General features: G+C 67.8%; 20 protein-coding genes. 9 read left to right on the forward strand and 11 right to left on the reverse strand.

Annotated features, from left to right (window positions below):
• Positions 1-69: 69 nt before the first annotated feature.
• The 7 genes from rpsB to ABH900_RS09210 all read right to left on the reverse strand — a co-directional run bounded on the left by rpsB (position 70) and on the right by ABH900_RS09210 (position 6964).
• Positions 70-876, reverse strand: a complete 807-nt coding sequence (rpsB, locus tag ABH900_RS09180; protein WP_295570718.1) for a 30S ribosomal protein S2 — start codon at positions 874-876, stop codon at positions 70-72.
• A 218-nt stretch (positions 877-1094) separates the two neighbouring features.
• Complete coding sequence (locus tag ABH900_RS09185) at positions 1095-1793, reverse strand: fimbrial biogenesis chaperone (protein ID WP_429622586.1); 699 nt, start codon at positions 1791-1793, stop codon at positions 1095-1097.
• Positions 1793-2011: a hypothetical protein gene (locus tag ABH900_RS09190; protein ID WP_429622662.1), complete on the reverse strand. Its 219-nt coding sequence runs from the start codon at positions 2009-2011 to the stop codon at positions 1793-1795. The genes ABH900_RS09185 and ABH900_RS09190 overlap by 1 nt, the downstream gene beginning before the upstream one ends.
• 247 nt (positions 2012-2258) lie before the next feature.
• Complete coding sequence (locus ABH900_RS09195; RefSeq protein WP_429622587.1) at positions 2259-3296, reverse strand: Csu type fimbrial protein; 1038 nt, start codon at positions 3294-3296, stop codon at positions 2259-2261.
• Complete coding sequence (locus ABH900_RS09200; protein ID WP_429622588.1) at positions 3293-5671, reverse strand: fimbria/pilus outer membrane usher protein; 2379 nt, start codon at positions 5669-5671, stop codon at positions 3293-3295. The genes ABH900_RS09195 and ABH900_RS09200 overlap by 4 nt, the downstream gene beginning before the upstream one ends.
• A gap of 7 nt (positions 5672-5678) precedes the next feature.
• On the reverse strand, positions 5679-6428 hold the full coding sequence (locus ABH900_RS09205; protein ID WP_429622589.1) for a fimbrial biogenesis chaperone: 750 nt from the start codon (positions 6426-6428) through the stop codon (positions 5679-5681).
• Entirely contained in the window at positions 6428-6964 is a 537-nt protein-coding gene (locus tag ABH900_RS09210; protein WP_429622590.1) for a Csu type fimbrial protein, read from the reverse strand. Before ABH900_RS09210 ends, ABH900_RS09205 begins: the two co-directional genes overlap by 1 nt.
• Positions 6965-7194: 230 nt before the next feature.
• Between ABH900_RS09210 and map the strand changes: the two genes are divergently transcribed.
• Genes map through dapE form a run of 6 tightly spaced genes read left to right on the forward strand, consistent with a single transcriptional unit; the run spans position 7195 to position 14070 of the window.
• Positions 7195-7980, forward strand: a complete 786-nt coding sequence (gene map / locus ABH900_RS09215; protein WP_429622591.1) for a type I methionyl aminopeptidase — start codon at positions 7195-7197, stop codon at positions 7978-7980.
• A gap of 2 nt (positions 7981-7982) precedes the next feature.
• The gene (locus ABH900_RS09220) at positions 7983-10610 is read left to right on the forward strand and encodes a [protein-PII] uridylyltransferase (RefSeq protein ID WP_429622592.1); all 2628 of its coding nucleotides are present in this window, start codon (positions 7983-7985) and stop codon (positions 10608-10610) included.
• Entirely contained in the window at positions 10610-11674 is a 1065-nt protein-coding gene (gene dapD, locus ABH900_RS09225) for a 2,3,4,5-tetrahydropyridine-2,6-dicarboxylate N-succinyltransferase (protein WP_429622593.1), read from the forward strand. Before ABH900_RS09220 ends, dapD begins: the two co-directional genes overlap by 1 nt.
• A gap of 2 nt (positions 11675-11676) precedes the next feature.
• Positions 11677-12543, forward strand: a complete 867-nt coding sequence (locus ABH900_RS09230) for a hypothetical protein (protein WP_429622594.1) — start codon at positions 11677-11679, stop codon at positions 12541-12543.
• Positions 12544-12574: 31 nt separating this feature from the next.
• Positions 12575-12946: an arsenate reductase gene (locus ABH900_RS09235; RefSeq protein ID WP_429622595.1), complete on the forward strand. Its 372-nt coding sequence runs from the start codon at positions 12575-12577 to the stop codon at positions 12944-12946.
• A complete protein-coding gene (dapE, locus tag ABH900_RS09240; protein ID WP_429622596.1) occupies positions 12943-14070 on the forward strand; it encodes a succinyl-diaminopimelate desuccinylase in 1128 nt (375 codons plus the stop codon). The genes ABH900_RS09235 and dapE overlap by 4 nt, the downstream gene beginning before the upstream one ends.
• 86 nt (positions 14071-14156) lie before the next feature.
• Here the strand turns inward: dapE and ABH900_RS09245 are convergent, their stop codons facing one another.
• A complete protein-coding gene (locus ABH900_RS09245) occupies positions 14157-15035 on the reverse strand; it encodes a tetratricopeptide repeat protein (RefSeq protein ID WP_429622663.1) in 879 nt (292 codons plus the stop codon).
• 334 nt (positions 15036-15369) lie between these two features.
• On the opposite strand from ABH900_RS09245, the gene asnB reads away from it, so the two are divergent.
• Both asnB and ABH900_RS09255 read left to right on the forward strand, forming a co-directional pair.
• Positions 15370-17061, forward strand: a complete 1692-nt coding sequence (asnB, locus tag ABH900_RS09250) for an asparagine synthase B (protein ID WP_429622597.1) — start codon at positions 15370-15372, stop codon at positions 17059-17061.
• Between the two features lie 106 nt (positions 17062-17167).
• Complete coding sequence (locus tag ABH900_RS09255) at positions 17168-18559, forward strand: cation:proton antiporter (RefSeq protein WP_429622599.1); 1392 nt, start codon at positions 17168-17170, stop codon at positions 18557-18559.
• 89 nt (positions 18560-18648) lie between these two features.
• Here the strand turns inward: ABH900_RS09255 and ABH900_RS09260 are convergent, their stop codons facing one another.
• Positions 18649-20976, reverse strand: a complete 2328-nt coding sequence (locus ABH900_RS09260) for a penicillin acylase family protein (protein ID WP_429622600.1) — start codon at positions 20974-20976, stop codon at positions 18649-18651.
• Positions 20977-21100: 124 nt separating this feature from the next.
• Here ABH900_RS09260 and bfr point away from each other — a divergent pair, with 124 nt between their 5' ends.
• Positions 21101-21589: a bacterioferritin gene (gene bfr / locus ABH900_RS09265; protein ID WP_429622601.1), complete on the forward strand. Its 489-nt coding sequence runs from the start codon at positions 21101-21103 to the stop codon at positions 21587-21589.
• A gap of 278 nt (positions 21590-21867) precedes the next feature.
• On the opposite strand, the gene parC is transcribed toward bfr, so the two are convergent.
• Both parC and ABH900_RS09275 read right to left on the reverse strand, forming a co-directional pair.
• A complete protein-coding gene (gene parC / locus ABH900_RS09270; protein WP_429622602.1) occupies positions 21868-24111 on the reverse strand; it encodes a DNA topoisomerase IV subunit A in 2244 nt (747 codons plus the stop codon).
• Positions 24112-24170: 59 nt separating this feature from the next.
• Positions 24171-25052, reverse strand: a complete 882-nt coding sequence (locus ABH900_RS09275) for a helix-turn-helix domain-containing protein (protein ID WP_429622603.1) — start codon at positions 25050-25052, stop codon at positions 24171-24173.
• Between the last annotated feature and the right edge of the window lie 104 nt (positions 25053-25156).

The raw sequence follows: 25156 nt of genomic DNA on the forward strand, positions 1-25156 counted from the left end.
CGGTCCTGTCACGCGCCAAGGGCTGCGCGCAGGGAGGGTGGACGCCGGGCGTCCACCCTGGGGCCTGGATCAGGCCTGGGCGTCGTCGCCCTTCTTGGCGGCCTTCTTGGCCGGAGCGCGGCGGGCCGGCTTCTCTTCGCCTTCGGCAGCGGCTTCAGCGAACTCTTCCTCGCGCACCGAAGCGGCGTGCGGAGCAGCGGCCTTGCCTTCCAGCACGGCGTCGGCGGCAGCGCGCGAGTACAGCTGCACAGCGCGGATGGCGTCGTCGTTGCCCGGGATGGCGTAATCAACCAGTTCCGGGTTGTAGTTGGTGTCGACCACGGCGATGACCGGGATGCCCAGCTTCTTGGCTTCCTTGATCGCGATGTCTTCGTGGCCGATGTCGATCACGAAGATGGCGTCCGGCAGGCGATTCATGTCCTTGATGCCGCCCAGCGAGGCTTCCAGCTTGTCGCGCTCGCGACGCAGGCCCAGCACTTCGTGCTTGACCAGCTTCTCGAAGGTGCCGTCGGTTTCACCGGCTTCCAGTTCCTTCAGGCGGGCAACCGACTGCTTGACGGTACGGAAGTTGGTCAGGGTGCCGCCCAGCCAACGCTGGTTCATGAACGGCATGCCGCAACGCTCGGCTTCTTCCTTGATGGTTTCGCGGGCGCTGCGCTTGGTGCCCAGGAACAGGACGGTGCCGCGCTTCTGGGCAACCGACGAGATGAAGTTCATCGCGTCGTTGAACAGCGGGACGGTCTTTTCCAGGTTGATGATGTGGATCTTGCCGCGGGCGCCGAAGATGTACGGAGCCATCTTCGGGTTCCAGTAACGGGTCTGGTGGCCGAAGTGGACGCCGGCTTCCAGCATCTGACGCATGGTGACCTGGGGCATTGCAATACTCCTGATATGGAACCAGCGATTCCGCCCGCGGGATAGGTATGCGGGCGCGTGGAAGCGCGATCGGTTCCGGGGTTGGGCTTCCCTGTTGCCTCCGTGGCCGAACTCCTCGCGGAGCACCCCGGCACGGATGGGGGCAGCAGGTGTGGATTCACCGGTGACGTCCGGTGTTGACGGGTTCCCGCGCACGCAGGCGGCAGGAATCCGGTCGATTATAGCCCGCTCGGTGCGCTCGCTGCAATTGCCGGGTCCGGCGCGGTCAGGTCCACCTGGCGGCCATCCTGCAGATGGGCGTGGAAATGCCCGCCATGGTAGCCGTTCGGTCGGGCCGGCAGCGCCCAGCGGCGCTCGTGCCCGGCCAGCAGATAGCCGGCCAGACCAGGAAGCAGCAGGGTGCGCTGGCCGTCATCGGCAACAAACACCAGGTCGTGCAGACGGGCGTGCAGCGGGCCGGCATTGCTCAATCGCAGATAGGGCTGCGACGCGTCGGGTTCGATCCGGGCCTGTACGCGTGGCCGCACGTCCGGTGCGGCCTGGCCGTGGAACAGCGGCAATGAATAGCGTGGCAGGTCGGCCTGGCTGGGCTCCAGCACGATCCGATAGGCCTGTTCGCCCGTGACGGTCCCGGGCCGGGCTGGAAGCAACCAGACGCGCTGCCGCACGCCTGGGGCGAGGTCGAGCCGGGTCGGGCTGACCAGGATCCGGTCGGTGGGCCGCAGGTGTTCGGCGTCCAGCTGCTGCTCCCAGGCCAGGACCCGCACCTGTCCCTGCCAGTGGCCGGGACCGGGGTTGTAGAGCCACAGCTCGGTGCGACCGCCTTCGGCAGGCAGCTGCAGGGTGGTGGGGGACAGGTCCAGTGCAGCGGCGGGCAACGCCAGCAGCAACGCCAGGAGGATCAGCGCCGCGCGCATCAGTAGATGACGGTCACGGCAGGCGTGTGTTCATCGTTGGCGACCGGTGGCGCCAGATCACGGACCTGGGCCGGCAGCTGCGGTGCGTCACTGCGTTGCTGCGGGACCTGGCAACGGGTGGCGCCGGCCTCAGTGCTGCACGCTTCGACCACCGTCAGCCGGATCTGCAGCGCGGTGCTGCTGGGTTCGGCCCATGCGGGCGTGCTGGCGACCAGCATCGCCCCGATCAGAACTGCGCGAACCACCAGCCAACCACCGTACGTCAGGACTCGCTGCGCGGTATCGGCTGGATGCGCCGGAACTGTAGAGCCGAGCGTGCTCGACTGCGTCATGCCTGCATCCACGCATGGCGTGGATCTACTGAAACCCGCCCTGATGGAGGCCGACCGTTCGAAACCCGCCCTGGTAGGTGCCGACCGTTCGAAACCCACCCCGGTAGGTGCCGACCGTTGGTCGGCACGCCCGTCAGTAGGTGATCGTCACCTGCACCACGTCGTTGTAGGTGCCGGCCGGCGGTTGGCCAGTGACCGGCGGCACCCTGCCGTAGATCGTCAACTGCTGGGCGCTGCCGGTACCGGTACCGCTGGCGGTATCGACGGTCAGCGTGTTGCCCCAGCGCTGGGTCCGCGTGGAATCACGATACAGCTCGTAAGTGAGGTAGTAGGTGCTGGCGCCGATGGTGGTGGCCATTCGCCGCGTGCTGGTGGCGGCGGGATTGTTCTGGCCGTTGTTGAGGCTGACCTGGTAGGCGGTGTTCTTCAAGCAGCTCAGGGTCAGCGTGGCGGTCTGGTCGATGTTGCTGGTGATGCCGCCGGTGACGTTGCCGAAATTCATGTTGGTGGTGACGTAGCTGCCGCACTGCGGCAGCACGTTGGCGGTGGCGGTGAAGCTGAAGGCCGCGCTGGCGCTGTTGGTGCCGGTGGCACCGCCGTTGCAGGTGGCGGGGATGGTGGCCGTGCCGAGCAGCACTTCGTTCCAGGCCCAGGTCAGCACCACGCTGGCGCCGCTGAACGTGCTGCTGTAGGCGCCCGAGGCCAGCACCTGGTTGGCCGGAATCTGTGCGAACAGCTGCGTGGCCTGGGCACCACTGCCGCCGGTCAGCAGCGGTACGTTGTAGCTCATGGTCAGCTCCTGCGCTGGCGGCGTGCCGCGCGGGGTCAGTCCGGTGACCTGGCTGAAGTTGGAGGTGTTGTAGAGCTGGAAGTTCATGGTGTCGCTGGTGCTGGTGGCCATCGTCCGCAAGCTGGCACTGCTGCCGCCACCGCTGCCGGCGCCGATGCCCACGCAGACCCGCACGCCGGTGGTGGCCAGCAGGCTCAGCGCGGCCGTGGTGCAGTTCACCGTGATGTTGAGCGTGCCGGTGGTGGCGCCGGGGGCGTTGCTGTTGATGTTGCCGAACGGCAGCGTCGGGTCGGCGATTGCGGTGCACACTGCGGTGGCGCGCACCGGTGCCGCCGCCAGCAGGCCGGCAATCAGCAGCAGGCCCAGCAACAGCACCCTCATGGTGCCACCTCCGGGATGCATTGCAGGGGCGCCGGCTTCGGGCGCGCGCCGCTGGCCACCACCTTGGGCAGGTCCGGCACCTTTATCCGGCATTGGCCGCGGCTGGTGGTGATGTACAGCACGCTGCCGGCCGCCACGTCCTCCAGGTACAGCAGGCCGTCATAGCCGACCAGGGCCTGGCGTCCGTCGGGCAGCTGTGCCTCGCTGCCCACCTCAAGGGGCTGCCCGTCCATGGCCTGCAGGGTCAGGCTCAGCGAGGGCCGTGAACGCAGCTGGAAGGTCACATGGGTGCCGGCGCGCTGGCGGGGTGTCACCCAGTCCTCGATGCGATCGGCGCGCATGTCCTCGGGCAGATCCAGGGTGTCGATCGAGACCCGGTTGCGCTGCCACGACAGCAGCGGGCTGACCAGAAGCAGGCCACGATCATCGGTGACACCGATCAGGCGGTTTTCCAGCCGCACCGGCACGCCGCCGACGCCGTCGGTGCTGATCACCGCGAACGCGTCGGAGACCTCACGCGTGGCGAAGGTGTGCCCGCCCATCCAGACCAGGCTGCCGCTGGCGCTGGCATAGGCGTAATTGAGGCCGCCCTGGCGCGAGGCGCCGAACGAATAGCGGCCGATGTCGTTGAGGATGCCGACCTCGGCCAGGCCGCCATTGCCGTCTTCGCCATGGCGCACCTGCGCGCGCCAGCCGACGCCGCCGGCGCTGCCGTCGCCGGGCACCGGCTGAGTGACGTCGGCCACCCAGCTCTGGCTGTCACCGTTGCGCTGGCTGGACAGGCTGGCCTGGCGGTTGTTGCCGAGGCTGGCGGTCACCGACAGGTAGATGCTGCGGTCGTCACTCCTGTCCAGGTTCTGGTTCACCGACAGGTAGCCCGACCAGCGCTGGCTCCAGGTGCGCGACCAGAACAGGCTGGCGTAGCGGTTGTCCTCGCCATCGGGGTAGCGCAGGCGCAGGAAGCTGGCGCTGAGCGTGCCCAGCCGCAGCAGGTCGAGGCCGACCGTGGCCTGCTCGCTGATGCTCGGTGGCAGGTTGCCCTGCAGCGCGCCCAGATCGCGGTAGTCGCCGTGGCTGCGCACGGTGCGCAGGTTGACGTTGAGCCGGCGGTTGTTCCAGCTGTAGCCCAGCGCCCACTGCCCGCCCTGCAGGCCGTGGTAGTCGCTGTGGGCATAGGCGGCGTTGAACACCCCCGCGCCACCGAGCAGCCACCAGCCGCCGAGGCCGGCCTGGGCCAGGCCGCCGCCGCCTTCGGCATGCGCCTCGCCGGTAAAGGAATCAGTGACGCCGCCGCGCCAGCTGGCACTGGCCACGGTGCGATCGTCGTAGGCGAACGAACGCTGGCCGAAGTCCTCACGCAGGCGGCCGGCGCCGAGCGACCAGTCCGACAGGCCCCTGGCCAGCAGCTGCTGGGTGCCATAGAAGCTGAAATCCAGCGTCTGCATGCGGCCGAACGCATCGGTCACCACCACCTGCGCGCTGCCGGTGCCGCTGATGCCGGGTTGCGCGGCCAGCTGGAACGGGCCGACCGGCACCTGGCCGCTGTACTGGCGCAGGCCATCGACATACAGCTCGACCGTGGACGGCACCACCGCCTGGCCGAGGAAGCTCGGCGTGGGGGTGAGCACGCGGTAGGGCTGCAGGCCGTAGTTGCGGCCAATCTGCAGGCCACCCAGACGCACCGGACGGGTCCAGTCGACGAAGCCGCTGTAGAAGTCGCCGACCTCCAGGGTCGTTGCGCTGTCGGGGAAATCCAGGCTCCAGCGGGTGTCCAGGCGCACGCTCTCACCGCGCCAGCGACGATCACCGGGCTGCTGGTAGCGGCGGCTGACCGCGGTGTTCTCGAAGGTGCCGTTGCCAACGCCGAACACCCGCAGTTCCGAACTCAAGCTGAGATTGCCAAGCGTGTCCACGCGGCTGCCGTACACGTCGTAGTTGAGCAGCACGCCGGGCGAGGCACTGCCGGCCGGCGTGCGCGTCTGCGGGCGGCTGAGTACGGTGGTCGGCAGGGTCAGCTGGTCCAGCGGCACGTCCAGCGCCAGGGTCTGCATGTGCGCGTCGTAGCGCACGATGGCACCGCTGATCTGATCCAGGTAGACCGGTGCATCGCCGCTCGCATTGAAGCCGAGCTGGCGCAGCACCTCGGGGGTGGCCTGCAGGCGGCCACGGTTGTCGATGAACGGCAGCAGGCCGCGCGGGGTGCTGTTGAGCGACACGTCCAGGTACAGCGTCTGGCTGGCAGTCAATGGCGTCGGCGGCGGCAGGATCGCATCGGCCGACACGCCGGAGACATCCGCAGCGCCGCCGGCCGCCATGCCGGACACATCGGCGGCTTCGGTCGCCGCAGGAGCCAGGGCAGCCAACAGCGCGCCCATCAACGCCTCAGCGAGCCGGTGGTGGCGACAGCGGCGTCTGTTCCGACTCGCCATTGAGCTTGGCCGTGATCTGGTCGTTGTCGCGGTCGATGGCGGTGCGCTCGATCGGCCAGCGCATCACCTGTCCGGGCAGCACATAGCCCAGCAATCCTGGATGCACGATGCGAGGGCGCTGGGCGCTGCCCAGTGCGAGGTCGGCGATCTGCGCATAGCTGTTGCCGGCGTTGGCCACCTCCACCCCGTGGCGGCCATCGGCCAGTTGCACCAGGCGCGCCTGCAGCAGTGGAGCCAGCTTGCCGGAGGCGGGTTGCACGAACACCGGGATCGAATAGCGCAGTACGAACTGCATGCCGTTGGCGCGGGTGGCCAGGTCGGGCACCTCGTCGACGATCAGCCGGTAATACTGTTGTGCCGGCGGCGGTTCCCGGGTCGGGCGCATCACCCGCACCAGCTGTTGCTGGCCGGCGGCCAGTTCCTGCATCGGCGGGGTGGCCAGCAGCTCATCGGTGGGCAGCAGCAGCTCCTGACCCTCCTGTTGCACCCAGCGGAACACCCGTACCTGCAGCCGGACCGGCGAGGTGCCACTATTGGTCAGCCATAGTTCGCCGGCGCGTTGGCGCGCTTCCAGTTGCAGGCTGGTGGGGGCAACCTGCAGGCTGGTGGCGCCAGCGGAGGCGGCGGCCAGCAGGCTCAGGGCGAGCAGCGCCACGCCGGTGGCGCGCCACGGGCGGGATCCGGCCATGCGGGCGTGCTCCATCAATAGGTGATCGTGGCGGTGACCGTATCGAGGTAGCTGCCGGTGGCCGGGTTGTTGGTGCTCAGGTTCAGGATCTGGCCGTAGACGATGTAGGGCACGGCCAGGCCGGTGCCGATGCCGGCCTGGGTGTTGGTGCCGGTCGTGGCGCCCCAGACCAGGGTGTGCGCGGCGTCCTGGTAGAGCTGATAGCCGACGAAGTTGTTGGCGGTCACCGCCGCATTGGTGTTCTTCATCCGGCGCGTGGTGACGTCATTGGCGGTACCGGCGTTCGCGCCCGCATTCAGCGAGATCGTGTAAGGGGTCAGTGCCGAGCACTGCGCGGTCACCGTGCCCTGGCCCAGGGTGGGGGTGGCGGTGGTCGAGGCCGCGGTACCGAAGTCGACGTTGGTGGCCGCTGCTGCGGTGATGGTGCAGGCCTTGGTGACCACCAGGGTGACATTGAAGGTGGTGGTGTCGGCCGCCTGGGCCAGGGCCGGGCCGGCCAGCAACAGGCAGGCCAGCAGCCAGGAGCGATGGGAATGCAGCAGGGATCGCATGGACAACCTCCCTGACCCGAAGGTCTGTTGAACAAGGCGAAGACGGCACGTTGGGCGCCGCTTTGACGACGGTCGGCGCCAGCTTGGGCGGCTAAGTGTCTGTAATCCGTGATGAATAGGGATACGAAAGGGTGTGCACCATCACGCTTTCACTTTCCTTGCCGGAACCGTGCATGGCCCGGATCGCCAGTTGGGTGGCGTTCGTTCAGATTGCGGCCGGATCGGCGATAATGGGTGCCATGAGCGTGAATCTGAAAACCCCGCAGGAAATCGAGATGATGCGCATTGCCGGCCGTCTGGCCAGCGAAGTGCTCGACATCGTCACCCCCCACGTCAAGCCCGGTGTCACCACCGAGGAACTGGATCGCATCTGCCACGACCACATCGTGAACGTGCAGGGCGCCATTCCGGCCAACGTCGGCTACCGCGGCTTCCCCAAGACCGTGTGCACCTCGGTCAACAATGTCATCTGCCACGGCATTCCCAGCGAAGGGAAGGTGCTCAAGGATGGCGACATCATCAACATCGACGTCACTGTCATCAAGGATGGCTGGCACGGTGACACCAGCCGCATGTACTTCGTCGGCACGCCGTCGGTGATGGCGCGCCGCCTGGTGGAAGCCACCTATGAAGCCATGTGGCGCGGCATCCGCGCGGTGCGTCCGGGTGCGACCCTGGGCGACATCGGCCATGCCATCCAGAGCTTTGCCGAAGGCGAGCGTTTCAGCGTGGTGCGCGAGTACTGCGGCCACGGCATCGGCAAGGTCTACCACGATGAGCCGCAGGTGGTGCATTACGGCCGCCCGGGCCAGGGCCTGGTACTGCAGCCGGGCATGACCTTCACAATCGAGCCGATGATCAACGAGGGCACCCGCTACAACAAGGTGCTGCCGGATGGCTGGACCGTGGTGACCAAGGACCGCAAGCTGTCGGCACAGTGGGAGCACATGATCGCGGTCACCGAAACCGGCGTGGACGTGCTGACCCTGTCGCCGGGCGAGTCGCAGGTGGCTTGAAGATGCTGCCGGCGAGTTCGCTGTTGGACACGCCGGCCGCGTCGCTCAACGACCCGGACTGGGCTGCTGCCGCGCGCCATGCGTTGCAGCAGGCCGACGCGCGCCTCTACCGCCGCTTCGACCAGGGCGACAACATCGAGCGCCTGCTGGCGCTGCGCGCGCGTGCCGTCGACCATCTGATCCGGCTGGCCTGGCAGCGCTGCCTGCCCGCTGACAGCGGCCTGTCGCTGTTCGCGGTGGGCGGCTACGGCCGCGGTGAACTGTTCCCGCGTTCGGACATCGATCTGCTGGTGTTCGGCGAACCTGTGCCGCAGCTGGCCCACGAGGCCGCGTTGGCGCGCCTGTTCGCACTGCTGTGGGATTGCGGATTGGCCGTCAGCCACGCGGTGCGGTCGGCCGCGCAGTGCCGCGAGGCGGCCGCCGACCAGACCGTGCTGACCGCACTCATCGAAGCGCGCCCCATCCTCGCCGAAGACGTGGCCCGCCGCGCGCTGCGCGAGGCCATCGATGACCGCGAACTGTGGCCGGCCCGTTCCTTCTTCCTGGCCAAGCTGGAAGAACTGCGCAACCGCCATCAGCGTTTCGGTGATACCGCAGACAACCTGGAGCCGGACCTGAAGGATGGTCCGGGTGGCCTGCGTGACCTCAATACGCTGGGCTGGATGGCGCTGCGCGCGTTCGGCGTGCGCGACCTGGAAGCCCTGGTCGGACTGGGTCACCTGGGCGCCGACGAGGCGGCCGCATTGAAGCGCGAGCGTGCGGTGCTGGCGCGGCTGCGCTTCGGTCTGCACCTGGTGGCGCGACGTGCTGAAGAGCGCCTGCGTTTCGATTACCAGAAAACCCTGGCCGCGCGGCTGGGCTTCGAAGACGATGCCGAGAACCTGGGCGTCGAGAAGATGATGCAGGGCTTCTATCGTGCCGCTTCGGTGGTGCGCCGGATCAGCGACCGCCTGCTGCAGCGCTTCGAGGAGCAGTTCGACGGCGAGGCGCAGCCGGAACCGCTGACCGTGGGGTTTTCCCTGCGCCGTGGTTACCTGGCTGCCAACGAGGCGGAGTGGCCGCGTGGTGACATCGGCCAGGTGTTTGCGCTGTTCGCCAGCTGGGCCAACAATCCGCAGGTGCGCGGCCTGCACTCGTTGACCGCGCGTGCGTTGGCCGAGTCGCTGCCGCTGCTGCCGGCCTATGACCAGGCCGATACCGATGCGCGCGAGCAGTTCCTGGCCCTGCTGCGTGGCCAGCGCCCGGTCGATACGCTCTCGCGCATGGCGCGGCTGGGCGTGCTGGGCCAGTGGATTCCGGCCTTCGCCCAGGTCAGCGGGCGCATGCAGTTCGACCTGTTCCACGTCTACACCGTCGATCAGCACACGCTGATGGTCCTGCGCAACATCGGCCAGTTCGCCAGCAGCCGTGCCGACGAACGCTTTTCGATCGCGCATGAGGTGTGGCCGCGCCTGCGCAAGCCGGAGCTGCTGTTGTTGGCGGGTCTGTTCCATGACATTGCCAAGGGCCGTGGCGGCGACCATTCCGAACTGGGCGCGGTGGACGCGCGTGCGTTCTGCCAGGCGCATGCCCTGAGTGCATCCGACACCGAACTGGTGGCGTGGCTGGTCGAGCAGCACCTGCGCATGTCGGTGACCGCGCAGAAGCAGGACATCGCCGACCCGGTGGTGATCCACCGCTTCGCCACGCTGGTCGGCAGCCGCGACCGTCTCGACTACCTGTATCTGCTGACCTGCGCCGACATCGCTGGCACCAGCCCGAAGTTGTGGAATGCGTGGAAGGACCGACTGCTGGCCGATCTGTACTTTGCCACCCGACGCGCACTGCGCGAGGGGCTGGAGCATCCGGTGCCGGCCGCCGAGCGCGTGGCCGAAGCGCGTGACAGCGTGCGCGCACTGGTGCGTGAGCGCGGCTATGACGATGCCACCATCGACCGTCAGTTCGCGGTGATGCCCGATGAGGGCTTCATCCGCCTGCGGCCGGAACAGCTGGCCTGGCAGGCCGCCGCCCTGGTGCCGGTGAAGCAGGGCCAGGCGCTGGTGAAGGTGCGCCGGATCAGCGTCGACGATCCGGCGCTGGAAGTGTTCGTGCATTCGCCGGACCGCGATGGCCTGTTCGCCGCGATCGTGATGACGCTGGACCGCAAGGGCTACGGCATTCATCGCGCACGCGTGCTGGACGGCCCGGCCGATACCATCTTCGATACCTTCGAAGTGAACCCGGCCGACACCTTTGCCGATGGCAGCAGCGCCAACCTGGAAGCGGCGCTGCGCGAGGCGCTCGCGGGCGACCTGTCGCGCCTGCGGCCGTCGCGCCGGGTGGTGCCGCGGCAGCTGCGCCACTTCCGCTTCGCCCCGCGCATCGAATTCCGCGATGAGCCGGGCGCCACCCGATTCGCTCTGGTCGCACCCGACCGCCCCGGCCTGCTGGCCGACGTGGCGTTCGTGCTGCGCAACCAGGGCCTGCGCGTGCATGATGCGCGCATTGCTACGTTCGGCGAGCGCGCCGAAGACACCTTCGTGATCAGTGACGAACACGACCTCCCCCTGACTGAACCTGCCCGGCAGCAGCTGCATGACGCGATGCTGGCCTGCCTGGACCCTGATCGAAACGCCGGAGACCCCACCTGATGGCCACCAAGCCCGCCAAGAAGACCGCCGCGACCCCCAAGAGCGCAGCGGCCCGGAAACCTGCTGCTGCCGTGCCGGCCGCGAAGAAAACCGCTGCACCGAAGAAGACCGTTGCGGTGAAGGCCCCGGCGAAGAAAGTGGCGACGGTGAAGAAGGCCCCGGCCAAGAGCGCCGAAGCCGTCCGCGCCGAGACCATCGCCCGCAAGTCGTTGCGCAAGCCGTCGGCACCGGGGGTGGAAGAACTGAAGTTCGGCATCGAGAGCGCCTTCGAGCGCCGCGCCACCTTGACCCTGCACGAGCTGGAAGGCTCGACCAGGCCGCTGGTCAACCGTGTGATCGATGGTCTGGAAAGCGGCGAATTCCGCGTCGCCGAACCGGACGGCCACGGTGGCTGGAAGGTCAACGAGTGGTTGAAGAAGGCCGTGCTGCTGTACTTCCGTGTCAACGACATGGCCGTGGTCGACGCGCGTCCGGCGCCGTTCTGGGACAAGGTCGAATCGCGTTTCGCCGGTTATGACGAGGCGAAGTTCCGCCGGGGTGGCGTGCGTGTGGTGCCGGGCGCGATCGCCCGCCGCGGCACGTACTTCGGCAAGGACGTGGTGCTGATGCCGAGCTTCACCAACATCGGCGCCTATGTCGGCGAAGGCACCATGGTCGATACCTGGGCCACCGTCGGTTCCTGCGCGCAGATCGGCCAGCACTGCCACCTCTCCGGCGGCGCTGGCATCGGCGGCGTGCTGGAGCCGCTGCAGGCCAGCCCGACCATCATCGAAGACCACTGCTTCATCGGTGCGCGTTCGGAAGTGGTGGAGGGCGTGGTGGTCGGCCACCACAGCGTGATCGGCATGGGCGTGTTCCTCAGCCAGAGCACCCGCATCTACAACCGCGCCACGGGCGAGATCAGCTACGGCTACATCCCGCCGTACAGTGTGGTGGTGTCCGGCTCGCTGCCTAGCAAGGACGGTACCCATTCGCTGTACTGCGCGGTGATCGTCAAGCAGGTCGATGCCCGTACCCGCAGCAAGACCAGCGTCAACGACCTGCTGCGCGGCCTGGCTGACTGAAGGTGACTGCGCCGGACGATCTGGCGCAGTCCGCGATCTACCGGCATCCGTCCGACACCCTGTTCGGGCGGATGCTGCCGCGCCTGCTGCATGCCCCACGCTGGACCCGGCTGCGGCGCGCGCTGTCGCGGCGCTGGCCGATGCCGGCGCTGGTCAGCGACGTGCGCGATGTGGTCTACGCGAGCTGGTGGGTGGATGTGCGCCGCGCTCCGCCGCCACCGCCGGGCCATCACTACGCGGTCCATGCCGGACGCACCCCGTACACCATCCTCAGCTACCGCCACGGCCATTTCGGGCCAGGCCTGGCCGGGCCGCTGCGCGCACTGATGCCGTCGCCGCGGCAGAGCAACTGGCGCTGGTACCTGCGCCGTGACGATGATCCGGACGGGACGCCGGTGGTGCTGTTCGACCGCAACGTGATGGACCAGCTGGTCTTCGTTGCCGGCGCCCGCGCGTTCAGCGATGCCATGCAGCCCCATCTTTCCGCCCGCTTTGAACATGCGCTGGAGGCCGATGGCGGTGGCTACACGCTGATCGAAGGCGGGCAGGGCAGTGCCCCCGTGCTGCACCTGCAGTGGCAGATCGCCGCAGGCTGGGACGATGCGGAGTGGTCAGCGGCTTTCGGCGGCCAGCATGCCCTGCTGCGCTTCCTGACCTGCCAGGACGAGGCCATCGCGCGCACCTGCGACCGCCGCTGGGCCAGCACCCGCATCGCGTTGCCGGTGGCCGTCGACACCCTTCAGCCCTTGCGCCTGTCGGGCGAATTGCAGTGCCCGCGCCTGCAGGCGATGGGCGTGGCGCTTGAATCGGGCCTGGCCTTCCGCTTGCCGGGGGTGTCATTCCGGGTCGTGTCCGAACGCCTGTTGTGAGATTCTGGCCCTCTGTTTTCCTGCACTACAGATGGCCATGAGCACCACTGTCTACGGTTTGAAGAACTGCGATACCTGCAAGAAGGCGACCAAGTGGCTGGACCGCTTCGGCGTGCCGTACACCTTCGTCGACTACCGCGACAACAAACCCAGCCCGGAAACCTTGCTGGAATGGGCGGCGCAGCTCGGTGGCCTGGCGGCGATGGTCAACAAGTCCTCCACCACCTGGCGGCAGCTGCCGGACAACCGCAAGGCCGCCGATTCCGAGGCCGAATGGAAGCTGCTGCTGCGCGAGTATCCGCAGCTGATCAAGCGGCCGCTGGTGGTCACCGCCGACGGCACGGTCAGCCAGGGCTTCAGTGACAACGGCTTCAAGGCACGCTTCGGCGTGGGCGGCGCATGAGCGCGGTGCTCGACCTGACCTGTGAACTGATCGCGCGGCCGTCGGTGACGCCGGACGATGCGGGTTGCCAGGGGCTGCTGGCAGCGCGGCTGAAGCGGGCCGGATTCCACTGCGACCATCTTCGCCTGGGCGAGGTCGACAACCTGTGGGCCACCCATGGCCAGGGTGCGCCGGTGCTGGTGCTGCTCGGCCACACCGATGTGGTGCCGCCCGGCCCGCACGAGGCCTGGACCAGCGACCCTTTCACGCCGACGATTCGTGACGGCGTGCTGTATGGCCGCGGTACCGCCGACATGAAGGGCAGTGTGGCCGCCTTCGTGATCGCGGCCGAGCAGTTCGTCGCCGCGCATCCCGATCATCCGGGCACGCTCGCGGTGCTGCTGACCAGCGACGAGGAGGGCGATGCCATCGATGGCGTGCGCCACGTCGCGCGGCTGTTCGCCGAACGCGGCCAGCGCATCGACTGGTGCATCACCGGTGAACCATCGTCGACCGCGACGCTGGGTGACCTGCTGCGTGTCGGCCGCCGTGGCAGCCTGTCGGCCAAGCTGCGCGTGCAGGGCGTGCAGGGCCACGTGGCATACCCGGACAAGGCGCGCAATCCGATCCACCAGGCCGCACCGGCGCTGGCCGAGCTGAGCGCGCGGGGCTGGGACGAGGGCTATGAGAGTTTCCCGCCGACCAGCCTGCAGATCTCCAACATCCATGCCGGTACCGGCGCCAACAACGTGATTCCCGGCGAGCTGGAAGTGGATTTCAACATCCGCTACAACCCGCACTGGGACGCGCCGAAGCTGGAAACGGAGATCACCGCGCTGCTGGACCGGCACGGCCTGCAGTACACGCTGAAGTGGCATCGCAGCGGTGAGCCGTTCTACACCCCGGAAGGCACGCTGCGTGCGACTGCGCGTGCAGTGCTGGCCGAGCACATTGGCAAGGCGCCGGAAGAAAGCACCGGCGGCGGTACCTCCGATGCACGCTTCATCGCGCCGCTGGGTGCGCAGTGCATCGAAGTGGGGCCGGTCAACGCCAGCATCCACCAGGTGGACGAGAACGTGCGCGTGGATGAGCTGGAGGCGCTGCCGGGGCTGTACCAACGGCTGGTGGAACGCCTGCTGGTGTAACCCCAGTGATGAGGATGCCTCAATCCTGTTGAGGTGGGTGCCGACCGTTGGTCGGCACGCCTCCCGCCGGGTATGGCCCGGCGGCACTACTCCGAAAAAATGAAGAACGGCGGCTTGATCGCTTTCTCCCAATAGTTCGGCGCGGCCATGTAGAAGCGCTGCGCCTCGGCCCTGGCGAACCAGCGCGCTGCCGCGTCGGCGTCCTTCTCCACGCCTGGTGCACTCCGGCCCAACAGCAGCCCGGCGAAGTACTGGCCGAAGACATTGCCCTGTTCTCCCGCGCGCTGGTACAGCTGCAGCGCGCGTGCCGGATCACGCGGCAGGCCGACACCCTTTTCCAGCAGCGCACCCAGGTCCACCTGCGCTTCGGCATCGCCGCGTGCCGCACGACGCTGGATGTCGGCGACCCGCGGGTGCACCGTATCGCCTTGCGGGGCCACGGCATCCGGCAGTTGCGAAGAACGGCTCGGATAGCGCTGGTAGATCATCGCGCGCAGGTCCCAGCGCAGCGCCAACTGCGCGTCGCCGCGTGCGCGATAGGCTTTGGCCAGATCGAAGAACGCATAGGGATTGCCGTGGTTGGCCGCCGCCAGGTAGGCGCGCTCGCCGCGTCGCCAGGAAGCACGCAGCACCGGTGCAGGATCGATGTGCGGGCTGTCGGCATGGCGCAGCGTGCCGGAGACCCAGATCCGGCCCAGTGCTTCTTCCGCCTTGGTGTTGTGGAAGGTCCAGGGTGTGACCGCTGCGGCACGCTCGTAGTAGGCGATGGCGCGTGGATCGTTGAAGCGCTCGAAGGTTTCCGCGGCATCAAAGGCACCTTCGAAGCTGCCGTCGGTTCCGCGCTGTTCCAGTGCCTGCTGCTGTGTCAGCGGCAGCGTGGAGGGTGGGGGCAGGGTCTGGCACGCGCTCAGGCCCAGGCCGAGCAGGGCGCCCAGCGCCAGGGTGCGTCCGATGCGGTGTTGCATTTCCATTACACATTCCAGGGAGGGCCATTATGCGCTCCATAGGTGGTTGCCAACGCAACGGTTGCATCGCGCTGGAAACCGGGGTAGGGTCGATGCCATGTCGATCCGCCTGGCCACCGCCGTCAACAACAACCGCAATAATCTGCGCGCGAATAATCGTGCGCGGCCGATGCGGGACTGCGCCCTGGGTAGATAGACAGCAACATACGCCCGGACACCAGAAAACCCGCATCGGCCGATGCGGGTTTTTTTGTGCCCGGGCGCAGCCCTCCCGGGCCTGGATGGCCGGTCGAACACCTTCCCCTCGTGAAATCCCCCCAACAGGAGCTCCGCCATGTGTTCGATCTTCGGAATCTTCGGCCTGCAGGCCGGTGACGATCTTCCCGCCCTGCGCCGCCACGCGCTGGAGCTGTCGCAGCGCCAGCGCCACCGTGGCCCGGACTGGAACGGTGTGTACCTGGACGAAGGCGCACTGCTGGTGCATGAGCGGCTGGCCATCGTCGACCCGGCCGGTGGTTCGCAGCCGCTGTTGTCGGCCGACGGCCAGCTGGCGCTGGCGGTGAACGGCGAGATCTACAACCACCAGGCGTTGAAGGCTGCGCTGACCACTGGTTACGACTTCCAGACCGGGTCGGATTGCGAGGTGATCAATGCGCTGCACCGCCAGGGCGGTTCGCCGGCACAGTGGCTGGAACAGCTCAACGGCATCTTCGCGTTCGCGCTGTGGGACCGCGACAGTGGCCGCGTGCTGGTGGCGCGCGATCCGGTCGGCGTGGTGCCGCTGTACTGGGGCCACGATGCCCAGGGACGCCTGCGCGTGGCCTCGGAAATGAAGGCGCTGGTCGATACCTGTGCCGACGTCGCGCAGTTCCCGCCGGGCCACTACTTCAACAGCGCCAGCGGCGAACTGCTGCGTTACTACCAGCAGCCATGGCGCGACTATGCCGACGTGCAGGGCCGTCAGGCCGACCTGGCTGAACTGCGCCAGGCGTTCGAGCATGCGGTGGAGCGGCAGTTGATGAGCGACGTGCCGTACGGCGTGCTGCTGTCCGGTGGCCTGGATTCATCGCTGGTCGCAGCGGTGGCCGCGCGCTACGCACGCCGCCGCATTGAAGATGGTGGGCAGACCGAAGCCTGGTGGCCGCGGCTGCACTCGTTCGCGATCGGCTTGAAGGGCTCGCCCGACCTGGCTGCCGCTACCGTCGCCGCCGAGGCGCTGGGAACCGTCCATCACGGCTTCGAATACACCTTCGAGGAAGGTCTGGACGCGCTGCCGGAAGTGATCCGCCACATTGAAACCTACGATGTCACCACCATCCGCGCGTCCACGCCGATGTTCCTGCTGGCGCGGCGGATCAAGGCGATGGGGGTGAAGATGGTGCTCTCCGGCGAGGGCAGCGACGAGATCTTCGGTGGCTACCTGTACTTCCACAAGGCCCCTGATGCGCGCGAATTCCATGAGGAGCTGGTGCGCAAGCTGGATGCCCTGCACAACTATGATTGCCTGCGTGCCAACAAGTCGATGATGGCCTGGGGCGTGGAGCCGCGCGTGCCGTTCCTGGATCGTGAGTTCCTCGATGTAGCGATGCGCGTCGATGCCGCGCACAAGATGGTGGGTGCAGGCTTTGGTGGTCGCCGCATCGAGAAGGCGGTACTGCGCGAAGCGTTCGAGGGCTATCTGCCGGACAGCATCCTGTGGCGGCAGAAGGAACAGTTCAGCGATGGCGTCGGCTATGGCTGGATTGATGGGCTGAAGGCGCATGCCGAGGCGCAGGTGAGCGACCGCGTACTGGCTGCGGCCGACAAGCGCTTCCCACACAACCCGCCGCAGACCAAGGAGGCCTACTACTACCGCCACCTGTTCGAGCAGTTCTTCCCCAGCCGCGCCGCAGCCGAGACCGTACCGGGCGGCAAGTCGATCGCCTGTTCCTCGCCGGCGGCGATCGCCTGGGATGCCAGCTTCGCGGCGGCGGCCGACCCTTCCGGACGCGCGATTGCCGGGGTGCACGAACAAGCCCTGGCCTGACCCCGCAAAAAGGGGACGGAGGGGATTAAGTCGTTTGTGCCACAAGCGACTTAATCCCCTCCGTCCCCTTTTTGCGACGTATCATCGGCGCCCTGCACATTGGGGAATGTTCATGGACGTACAGACCGGAGGTCCGGTGCGGCCGACGAAGTGGGCTTGGCGCTATCTGGTCTGGGCCGGCCTGCCGCTGCTGGCCGGTGTGCTGCTGGCACGCTTCGCCGGCCCTGCTGCACCCGCTGCGGTTGCCCGCGCCACGGCTGCCGCCGAGGGCGGCTGGGCGCAGCATCTGGCTTCACCGCTGGGCCTGTTCCTGCTGCAGCTGCTGGTGCTGCTGCTGGTGGCCAAGGGGGCCGGTGCACTGCTCAAGCGCCTCGGCCAGCCGGCGGTGATCGGCGAAATGGCCGCCGGACTGATGATGGGCCCGCTGGTGTTGGGCAGCCTGCTGCCGCAGCTGCACGGTGCCCTGTTCCCGCCCAGTTCGCTGGGCCCGTTGGGCATGCTCAGCCAGCTGGGTGTGCTGATGTTCCTGCTGGTGGCCGGCGCGGAGCTGGATCTGGCCGCGCTGCGCGGGCGGCGGCGCTTTGCGTTCACGGTCAGCCATGCCGGCATCGCGGTGCCGTTCGTGCTTGGCGTCGCGCTGGCGATCGGGTTGTATCCGCAACACGGTCCGCAGGGCGTGGGTTTCACCGCATTTGCGCTGTTCGTCGGCATCTCGATGAGCATCACCGCGTTTCCCGTGTTGCTGCGCATCCTGGCCGACCGTGGAATCACGCAGACGCCGTTGGGGCAGACCGCCATCGCCTGCGCCGCGCTGGGCGACGCCACCGCCTGGTGCCTGCTGGCGCTGATCGTGGCGGCGGCACAGGCCAGCGGATGGCTGCCGGCCAGCGTCAACCTGCTGTGCGTGGTCGCGTTCGTGGCGCTGATGCTTGGGCTGGTGAAGCCGTGGTTTGCCCGCCAGCAGATCGTGCCGGGCCATGAAGGGCGCTGGCTGCTGGGCATCCTGCTGCTGTCGCTGGCCAGCGCGCTGGTGACCGAGATGCTGGGTATCCACGCGCTGTTCGGAGCGTTCGCCGCTGGCGTGGTGGTGTCGTCCAACGCGCAGTTGCGCGAGCTGCTGATGGCCCGCGTCGAACCGTTTGCGGTGACCCTGCTGCTGCCGTTGTTCTTCGCCATGACCGGCCTGCGCATGCGTGCCGATGCGCTGCAGGCCAGCGATATCGTGCTGTGCGCGGTGGTGATCGGCGTGGCCACGGCCGGCAAGCTGCTGGGGACCTTCAGTGCTGCGCGCAGTGCGGGCATGCCACCGCGCGAGGCATGGCGATTGGGAGCGCTGATGAACACCCGTGGCCTGATGGAACTGATCGTGTTGAACCTGGGCTACGAACTGGGCCTGCTCGGCGACCGATTGTTCGCGGTGCTGGTGATCATGGCGCTGGTGACCACGGCGATGACCGGGCCGCTGCTGAACCTGATCGAGCGGCGCTACCGTCGGTGATGGGGTCAGATCCCCTTTTCCATGGAAAAGGGATCTGACCACGGATGGCGTGAGGTTGCCGGCCAGCGGCCGGCACTACCTCGCTGGGGCTACCGTGCAGGCACCAGTGTCATCACGTGTTGCGCCTTGCCCGGCAGGAACGGCGTCGGGCGGCCATGAACCCAGTCCTCGTGGCCGGCGCCCCAGTATGGCGACAGCGGGTGGCCGCTCTGGCCACCGGGCATCTGCACGATGCCGTCGGCCTCGTGGCCGGGCGAAACCACCATGCGTTCGGAGGCGCCGAAATTCGGTGTCTGCACGCGTGGCATGTCGCGGTCGCCGGGCAGGCGGTCGGCGGGCATGCACAGCCAGCGTTTGGCGATATCCGGCAGTGCACGTGCGATCGGATGGCAGATCGCCGCGGTATTGCGCTCGCCCCAGCTGCGCTTGGCCAGCGGGCCCTGCCTGGACAGTTCCGTTTCGGTGCGGCGAGCCGCATCGAGCAGCAGCGCATCCCAGCTGTCGAACGCTGGCGGCAGCAGGTTGGCCGGGCGCTGTTCCAGCATGGGCCAGACCACGCCTTCCAGCTGCGCCAGGCGCGGGTCCAGGTAGTCGTCGCCCAGCCGCGCATTGGCCGGTGCCAGCAGCGCATCGGACAGCGTCTCCATCACCTGCGTGCGGAACTCGCGCACCACCCGGTAGCTGACCGAACCGACCGAGGCACGGCCACCCCACTGATGGCTGGCCGCCGCCAGCCGCTTCAGCGCCGGATCGTCGCTGTGCGCGAGTACGTCGTGCAGCAGCGCCCACCAATGCTGCAGGAACACCGCCCGGTCATCGAGCTGGATCGCCAGCAGGTCGCGCTCGTCGAAACGGTCCTGGATCGCCAGCAGGTCGCGGATCTGCCGCGCACGGGCGCCGAGGTCATAGCCGCCGTTGCCGACGTTGGCCAGTGCCTCGCCGTCGAGGACGCGGCCGTTGGCGGTCCACAGGCGATGGTTGGGTGGGTCGATCAGCGCCGGCGATGCATCGCTTCGGATCGGCCAGGGCGCGCAGTCCTGGTTGCTGGCGGCGGTGAAGCCGGCCGGTGCACAGCCCGGGCCGCGGTCCGGGCGGGCGCCGATCAGGCGCCAGGCGATGCGCCCGCTGTGGTCGCCGACCACCAGGTTCTGTGCGGGGATGCCCGCGTGATCGGCAAAGCGCAGCGCAGCGTCCAGGTCAGCGGCGCGAGCCAGGTCGGCGAAGTCCAGGCGTACCGCGCCGGGCAGGTGCGCAACCCAGCGCAGGGCGTCGCCGCTGCCATCGGCATGGGTGTGCAGGATCGGGCCCCAGGCGGTTTCGCGCACCGGGAACACCACGTCGGGCTGACCGGCCACGGCGATGCGCTCCTCGTGCACGCTCACCGCTGCGTTGGCAGGTTCGCTGCGGTAATCGGCGGTATCGATGTAGCTGTTGGTGAAGCCCCAGGCAACGTGGCCGTTGCTGCCGACGATCACCGCGGGCAGGCCGGGCAACGAGAACCCGGTGACGTCGACCTGGCCGCCGGCGGCCTGCGGATCGGGATAGCGCAGGCGAACGCGGAACCACAGCCCGGGGGCGCGCAGGCCCAGATGCATGTCGTCGGCGACGATCGCGCGGCCATCGGCGGTGAGCGCACCAGCCACCGCGAAGTTGTTGCTGCCGATGACGTCGGCTTCTTCCTGCCCGGTGCCCGATTTGCCCTTCAGCGTGCGCAGATCGAGCTGGCTTGCATCGGGAAGGGGGGCGTTGCCGGTGGGCTCGCCGAACAGGGGCGCATCCCACGCGGTGCCTTGGTGGGCGAGCAGGGTATACAGCGCGGTCGGCACCACCGCGCGGATGCGGCTCAATGCCAGTTCGGTCTGGTTGTCCGGATCCTGCAGGTCGGCGTACATGGCCAGCCCGGTCAGTACGCTGTCGCTGGCCTGCCAGGGCTGCGGCGACTGGCGCAGCAGCAGGTAGGCCCAGGGCCGGACGGAGAGATCGGCCAGGCCTTCATTGACGCCGTCCACATAGGCCCGCACGGCCTCGCCGTTGTTGCCCAGCGCAGCGTCCAGGTGCGCCTCGGTGCGTGCACGCAGGCGATGCACGCGCATGCGCTTGTCGGCCTCGATGGCCTTCGGTCCGAACAGCGCCGACAGCTCGCCGGCGGCACTGCGGCGCATCAGGTCCATCTCGAAATAGCGTTCCTGCGCGTGCACGCGGCCCAGCGCACGCATGGCGTCGGCCTGGCTGCCGGCGCTGATGGTGACCACGCCCAGCGCATCGCGCTCGATGGTGACCGGCCTGGACAACCCAGGCAATGCATGTTCGCCGTCCAGGTCGGCCAGGCTGCCGCGCAGCAGCAGCCACAGGACCAGGGCGGTGACCAGCACGAGGGCGATCAACAGGCCCAGCACCCAACGCCATGTACGTCGCATCGCACGTCCTTTCCGCACTCGTGGGTCGATTGTAGCCGCAGGCGCAACTGCGACTGATTCCGATTAGATCACCGTCGCCGGAAATGCGTCACCCTATGCAGCATCGATTCACAGGAGCCCCCCCATGAAAGGCAACCCGGACGTCATCGCCTGCCTGAAGGAACTGCTGCGCGGCGAGCTTGCTGCCCGCGATCAGTACTTCATCCATTCCCGCCGCTACGAGGACCAGGGCCTGTTCGCGCTGTACGAACGCCTGAACCACGAGATGGAAGAGGAAACCCAGCACGCCGATGCGCTGCTGCGCCGGATCCTGTTCCTGGGCGGCGACCCGGACATGCGCCCGCGTGCCACCGAGCCGGGCAAGACCGTGGAGGAGATGCTGCAGAAGGACCTGGATACTGAATACGCCGTTCGGAACAATCTCGCCGCCGGCATGAAGCTGTGCGAGGAGAACGGCGACTACGTCAGCCGCGACATCCTGCTGGCGCAGCTGAAGGACACCGAAGAAGACCACGCCTGGTGGCTGGAGCAGCAGCTGGGCCTGATCAAGCGCATCGGCCTGGAGCTGTACCAGCTGAGCAAGATCGACGGCAGCGGCGCCCCGGCACACTGAGCACGTATGGGTAGCGTCGAGCTTGCTCGACGGCTTTTCGGTAGAGCCGACCGCTGGTCGGCTGTATCTCATGAAGCAGCCGACCAGCGGTCGGCTCTACCAGGAGCACAAGGTTCTGTCGCCCGCCAGCACCGGAGCACCGCCAGCCAGCCTTCGCCAGCCAGCCGCTCCACCGCCCGCCAGCCGACAACGAAAAAGCCGGGGAATGCCCCGGCTTTTTCGTGTCTGACGTCCGGGGAGCGTGCCAAACAATGTTGGCACCTACCGGAGGCGGTGCCTCATTCCACCGACAGCCCTTCCACCTTCTGCCAGCCGCGCGGCAGCAGATGGCCACGGGTGGCACGGGCGCCGAGGTAGGCTTCCAGTTCGTTGAACTTCAGCCCCATGGTGCGCTGGCCGCTGCGGACCTGCAGGGTCTGTCCCGGGCTGATCGCCACGATCGCGACCACGCGCTCGGTGGCGAGCTTGGCCTTGGGGATCTCGATGATCTTGTTGCCCTTGCCCTTGTCCAGTTCCGGCAGGTCGTTGGCGGCGATCGCCAGCAGGTTGCCCGAACTGGTCACGGCCACGATGCGGTCGGTGGCGACGTTGGCGACCACCGAAGGGGTCAGCACCGCCGAACCGGCCGACAGGTTCAGCATCGCCTTGCCGGCCTTGTTGCGGCCGATCAGGTTCTCGAAGCGGGTGACGAAGCCGTAGCCATGGGTCGAAGCCAGCACGAAGCGGGTATCTGGTTCGGCGCTGGCCAGGGTCACGAAGCTGGTGCCCGGCGCCGGCGAGAAGCGGCCGGTCAGCGGCTCACCGTTGCCGCGTGCCGAAGGCAGGGTATGCACCGGCGTGGAGTAGGCACGGCCTTCACTGTCGAGGAAGGCGACCTGCTGGGTGCTGCGCGCACGCACCGCGCCCTGCAGGGCATCACCATCACGATAGGACAGCGCCGACGCATCGACGTCGTGTCCCTTGGCGGCGCGGATCCAGCCCTTCTCCGACAACACCACGGTCATCGGCTCGCTCGGCACCAGCTCGGTCTCGTCGATGGCCTGCGCGGCCTGGCGCTGCACCAGCGGCGAGCGACGGGCATCGCCGAACTTCTTGGCATCGGCGGTCAACTCGTCGCGGATCAGTTTCTTCAGCTTGGTCTTGCTGTCGAGGATGCCGATGATCTTGTCGCGTTCCTTGGCCAGCTCGTCCTGCTCGCCACGGATCTTCATTTCCTCCAGGCGGGCCAGCTGCTTCAGCTTGGTCTCCAGGATGTACTCGGCCTGGTCGTCGGACAGGCCGAAACGCGCGATCAGCGCCGCCTTCGGTTCGTCCTCGGTACGGATGATGTGGATCACCTCGTCCAGGTTGAGGAAGGCGACCAGCAGGCCTTCCAACAGGTGCAGGCGGCGCTCGACCTTCTGCAGGCGGTGCTGCAGGCGGCGGGTGACGGTGTTGCTGCGGAAGACCAGCCATTCGCTGAGCAGCATCTTCAGGTTCTTCACCTGAGGACGGCCGTCCAGCCCGATCACGTTGAGGTTGACGCGGTAGCTGCGCTCCATGTCCGTGGTTGCGAACAGGTGGCCCATCAGCTGCTCGGCGTCGACGCGGTTGGAGCGCGGCACCAGCACCACCCGCACCGGGTTGGCGTGGTCGGATTCATCGCGGATGTCTTCCAGCCACGGCAGCTTCTTGGCGCGCATCTGCGCGGCGATCTGCTCGATCACCTTCGACGGCGACACCTGGAACGGCAGCGCCGTGACCACGATGTTGTTGGCTTCCTTGGTGAAGGTCGCACGCGCACGCACGCTGCCGTTGCCGGTCTCGTACATGTTCCGCAGATCGTTGGCGGCGGTGATGATTTCGGCACTGGACGGGTAGTCCGGGCCCTGCACGTGCTCGCACAGGTCGCGCACGGTCGCCTCGGGGTTGTCCAGCAGGTGCAGCAGCGCGCTGACGATCTCGTTGAGATTGTGAGGCGGCACGTCGGTGGCCATGCCCACGGCGATGCCGGTGGTGCCGTTGAGCAGCAGGTGTGGCAGCCGCGCCGGCATCCAGGTCGGTTCCTGCAGGGTGCCGTCGAAGTTCGGTGCCCAGTCGGTGGTGCCCTGGCCCAGTTCGCCCAGCAGCACTTCGGCGATCGGAGTCAGCTTGGATTCGGTGTAGCGCATCGCCGCGAACGACTTCGGGTCGTCACTGGAGCCGAAGTTGCCCTGGCCCTCGATCAGCGGGTAGCGGTAGGAGAACGGCTGGGCCATCAGCACCAGCGCTTCGTAGCACGCACTGTCGCCATGCGGGTGGTACTTACCGATGACATCACCGACGGTACGCGCCGACTTCTTCGGCTTGGACGCGGCATTCAGGCCCAGCTCGCTCATCGAATAGATGATGCGGCGCTGCACCGGCTTCAGGCCGTCGCCGATGAACGGCAGGGCACGGTCCAGGACCACATACATCGAGTAGTCCAGGTAAGCGCGTTCGGCGTACTCGCGCAGCGGCAGTTGTTCGAATCCGTGGAACGCGGGGCGGGCAAGTTCGGTCATGCGGCGTTGTTACCTATGTCGGGCGGCGGCGACGGCGGTCGCCGCTCGCAATCCTGTGATTATCCGGATGCGGCCGGGGATGCCAAGCCGCGTGCAGGGTCCAGCCCGGTTTCCAGGCCATGCCCGGCGCGCGCCAGGTAGCGCCCCGGCGGCAGGCCGAAGTGGCGGCGGAACACGGTGACGAAGGCGCTGGCGCTGCTGAAGCCCAGCGCGTGGGCGATATCGGCCACGCTGCGGCCGTCGGTCAGCTGGCGAAGGGCCTCGGACAGCCGGGCCTGCTGCCGCCACTGGGCAAAGCTGAGCGTGGTCTCGTCGCGGAAGTGGCGGGTCAGGCTGCGCGGTGACAGGCCGGCCCAATGCGCCCATTCGGCCAGGCTGCGCTCGTCGGACGGGTCGGCCAGCAGCTGCGAGGCGATCCTCAGCAGGCGCCGGTCGTGCGGCATCGGCAGGTGCATGCGCTGGCGTGGCGCGGTGCGGATCTCGTCCAGCAGCACATCGATGATGTGCTGGCGTTCGGGCGTGGTGGCCTCGCCCAGCGTCCATTCGCAGATGCGGTCGGCCAGCGCCTGGGCCAGCTTGGACAAGCCCAGCACGCAGGGATCGGAGGGCAGGGCGGCGCACGCCGGTGCGGCCAGCGCCATGCCCCAACCGCGCAACGGGCCGTCGAGGGTGACGGTATGCGGCTCCAGCGGCGGCATCCAGCCGGCCGAGCCCGGCGCCAGCGACCAGGTGCCATGGGAGGTGCGGGTGGTCAACAGGCCACGTTCGACGCAGATCAGTTGCGCGCGCTGGTGGTGGTGCCAGTCCACCTCGCGGGCCAGCCCCTGCGGGCTGTCGAAGCGGAATGCGATGACCGGCGGGCCGTCGTTGCGGTCGAACCAGTCCAGTGCTTCATCCCTGAGCAGGCGTTTGGGAGCCGGAATTTCTGCCTTGTTCATCATATCCGCTGGCTGAAAAGTGTCATCCATTGGCTGGATTGTACTACCGGGCCACCTGACCAGATCATTAAGGTAGGCGCCTTCACCGATCCAGCCCACTGCTGCAA

It is taken from the genome of Stenotrophomonas sp. AN71 (assembly GCF_050435725.1).
Lineage (GTDB): Bacteria > Pseudomonadota > Gammaproteobacteria > Xanthomonadales > Xanthomonadaceae > Stenotrophomonas.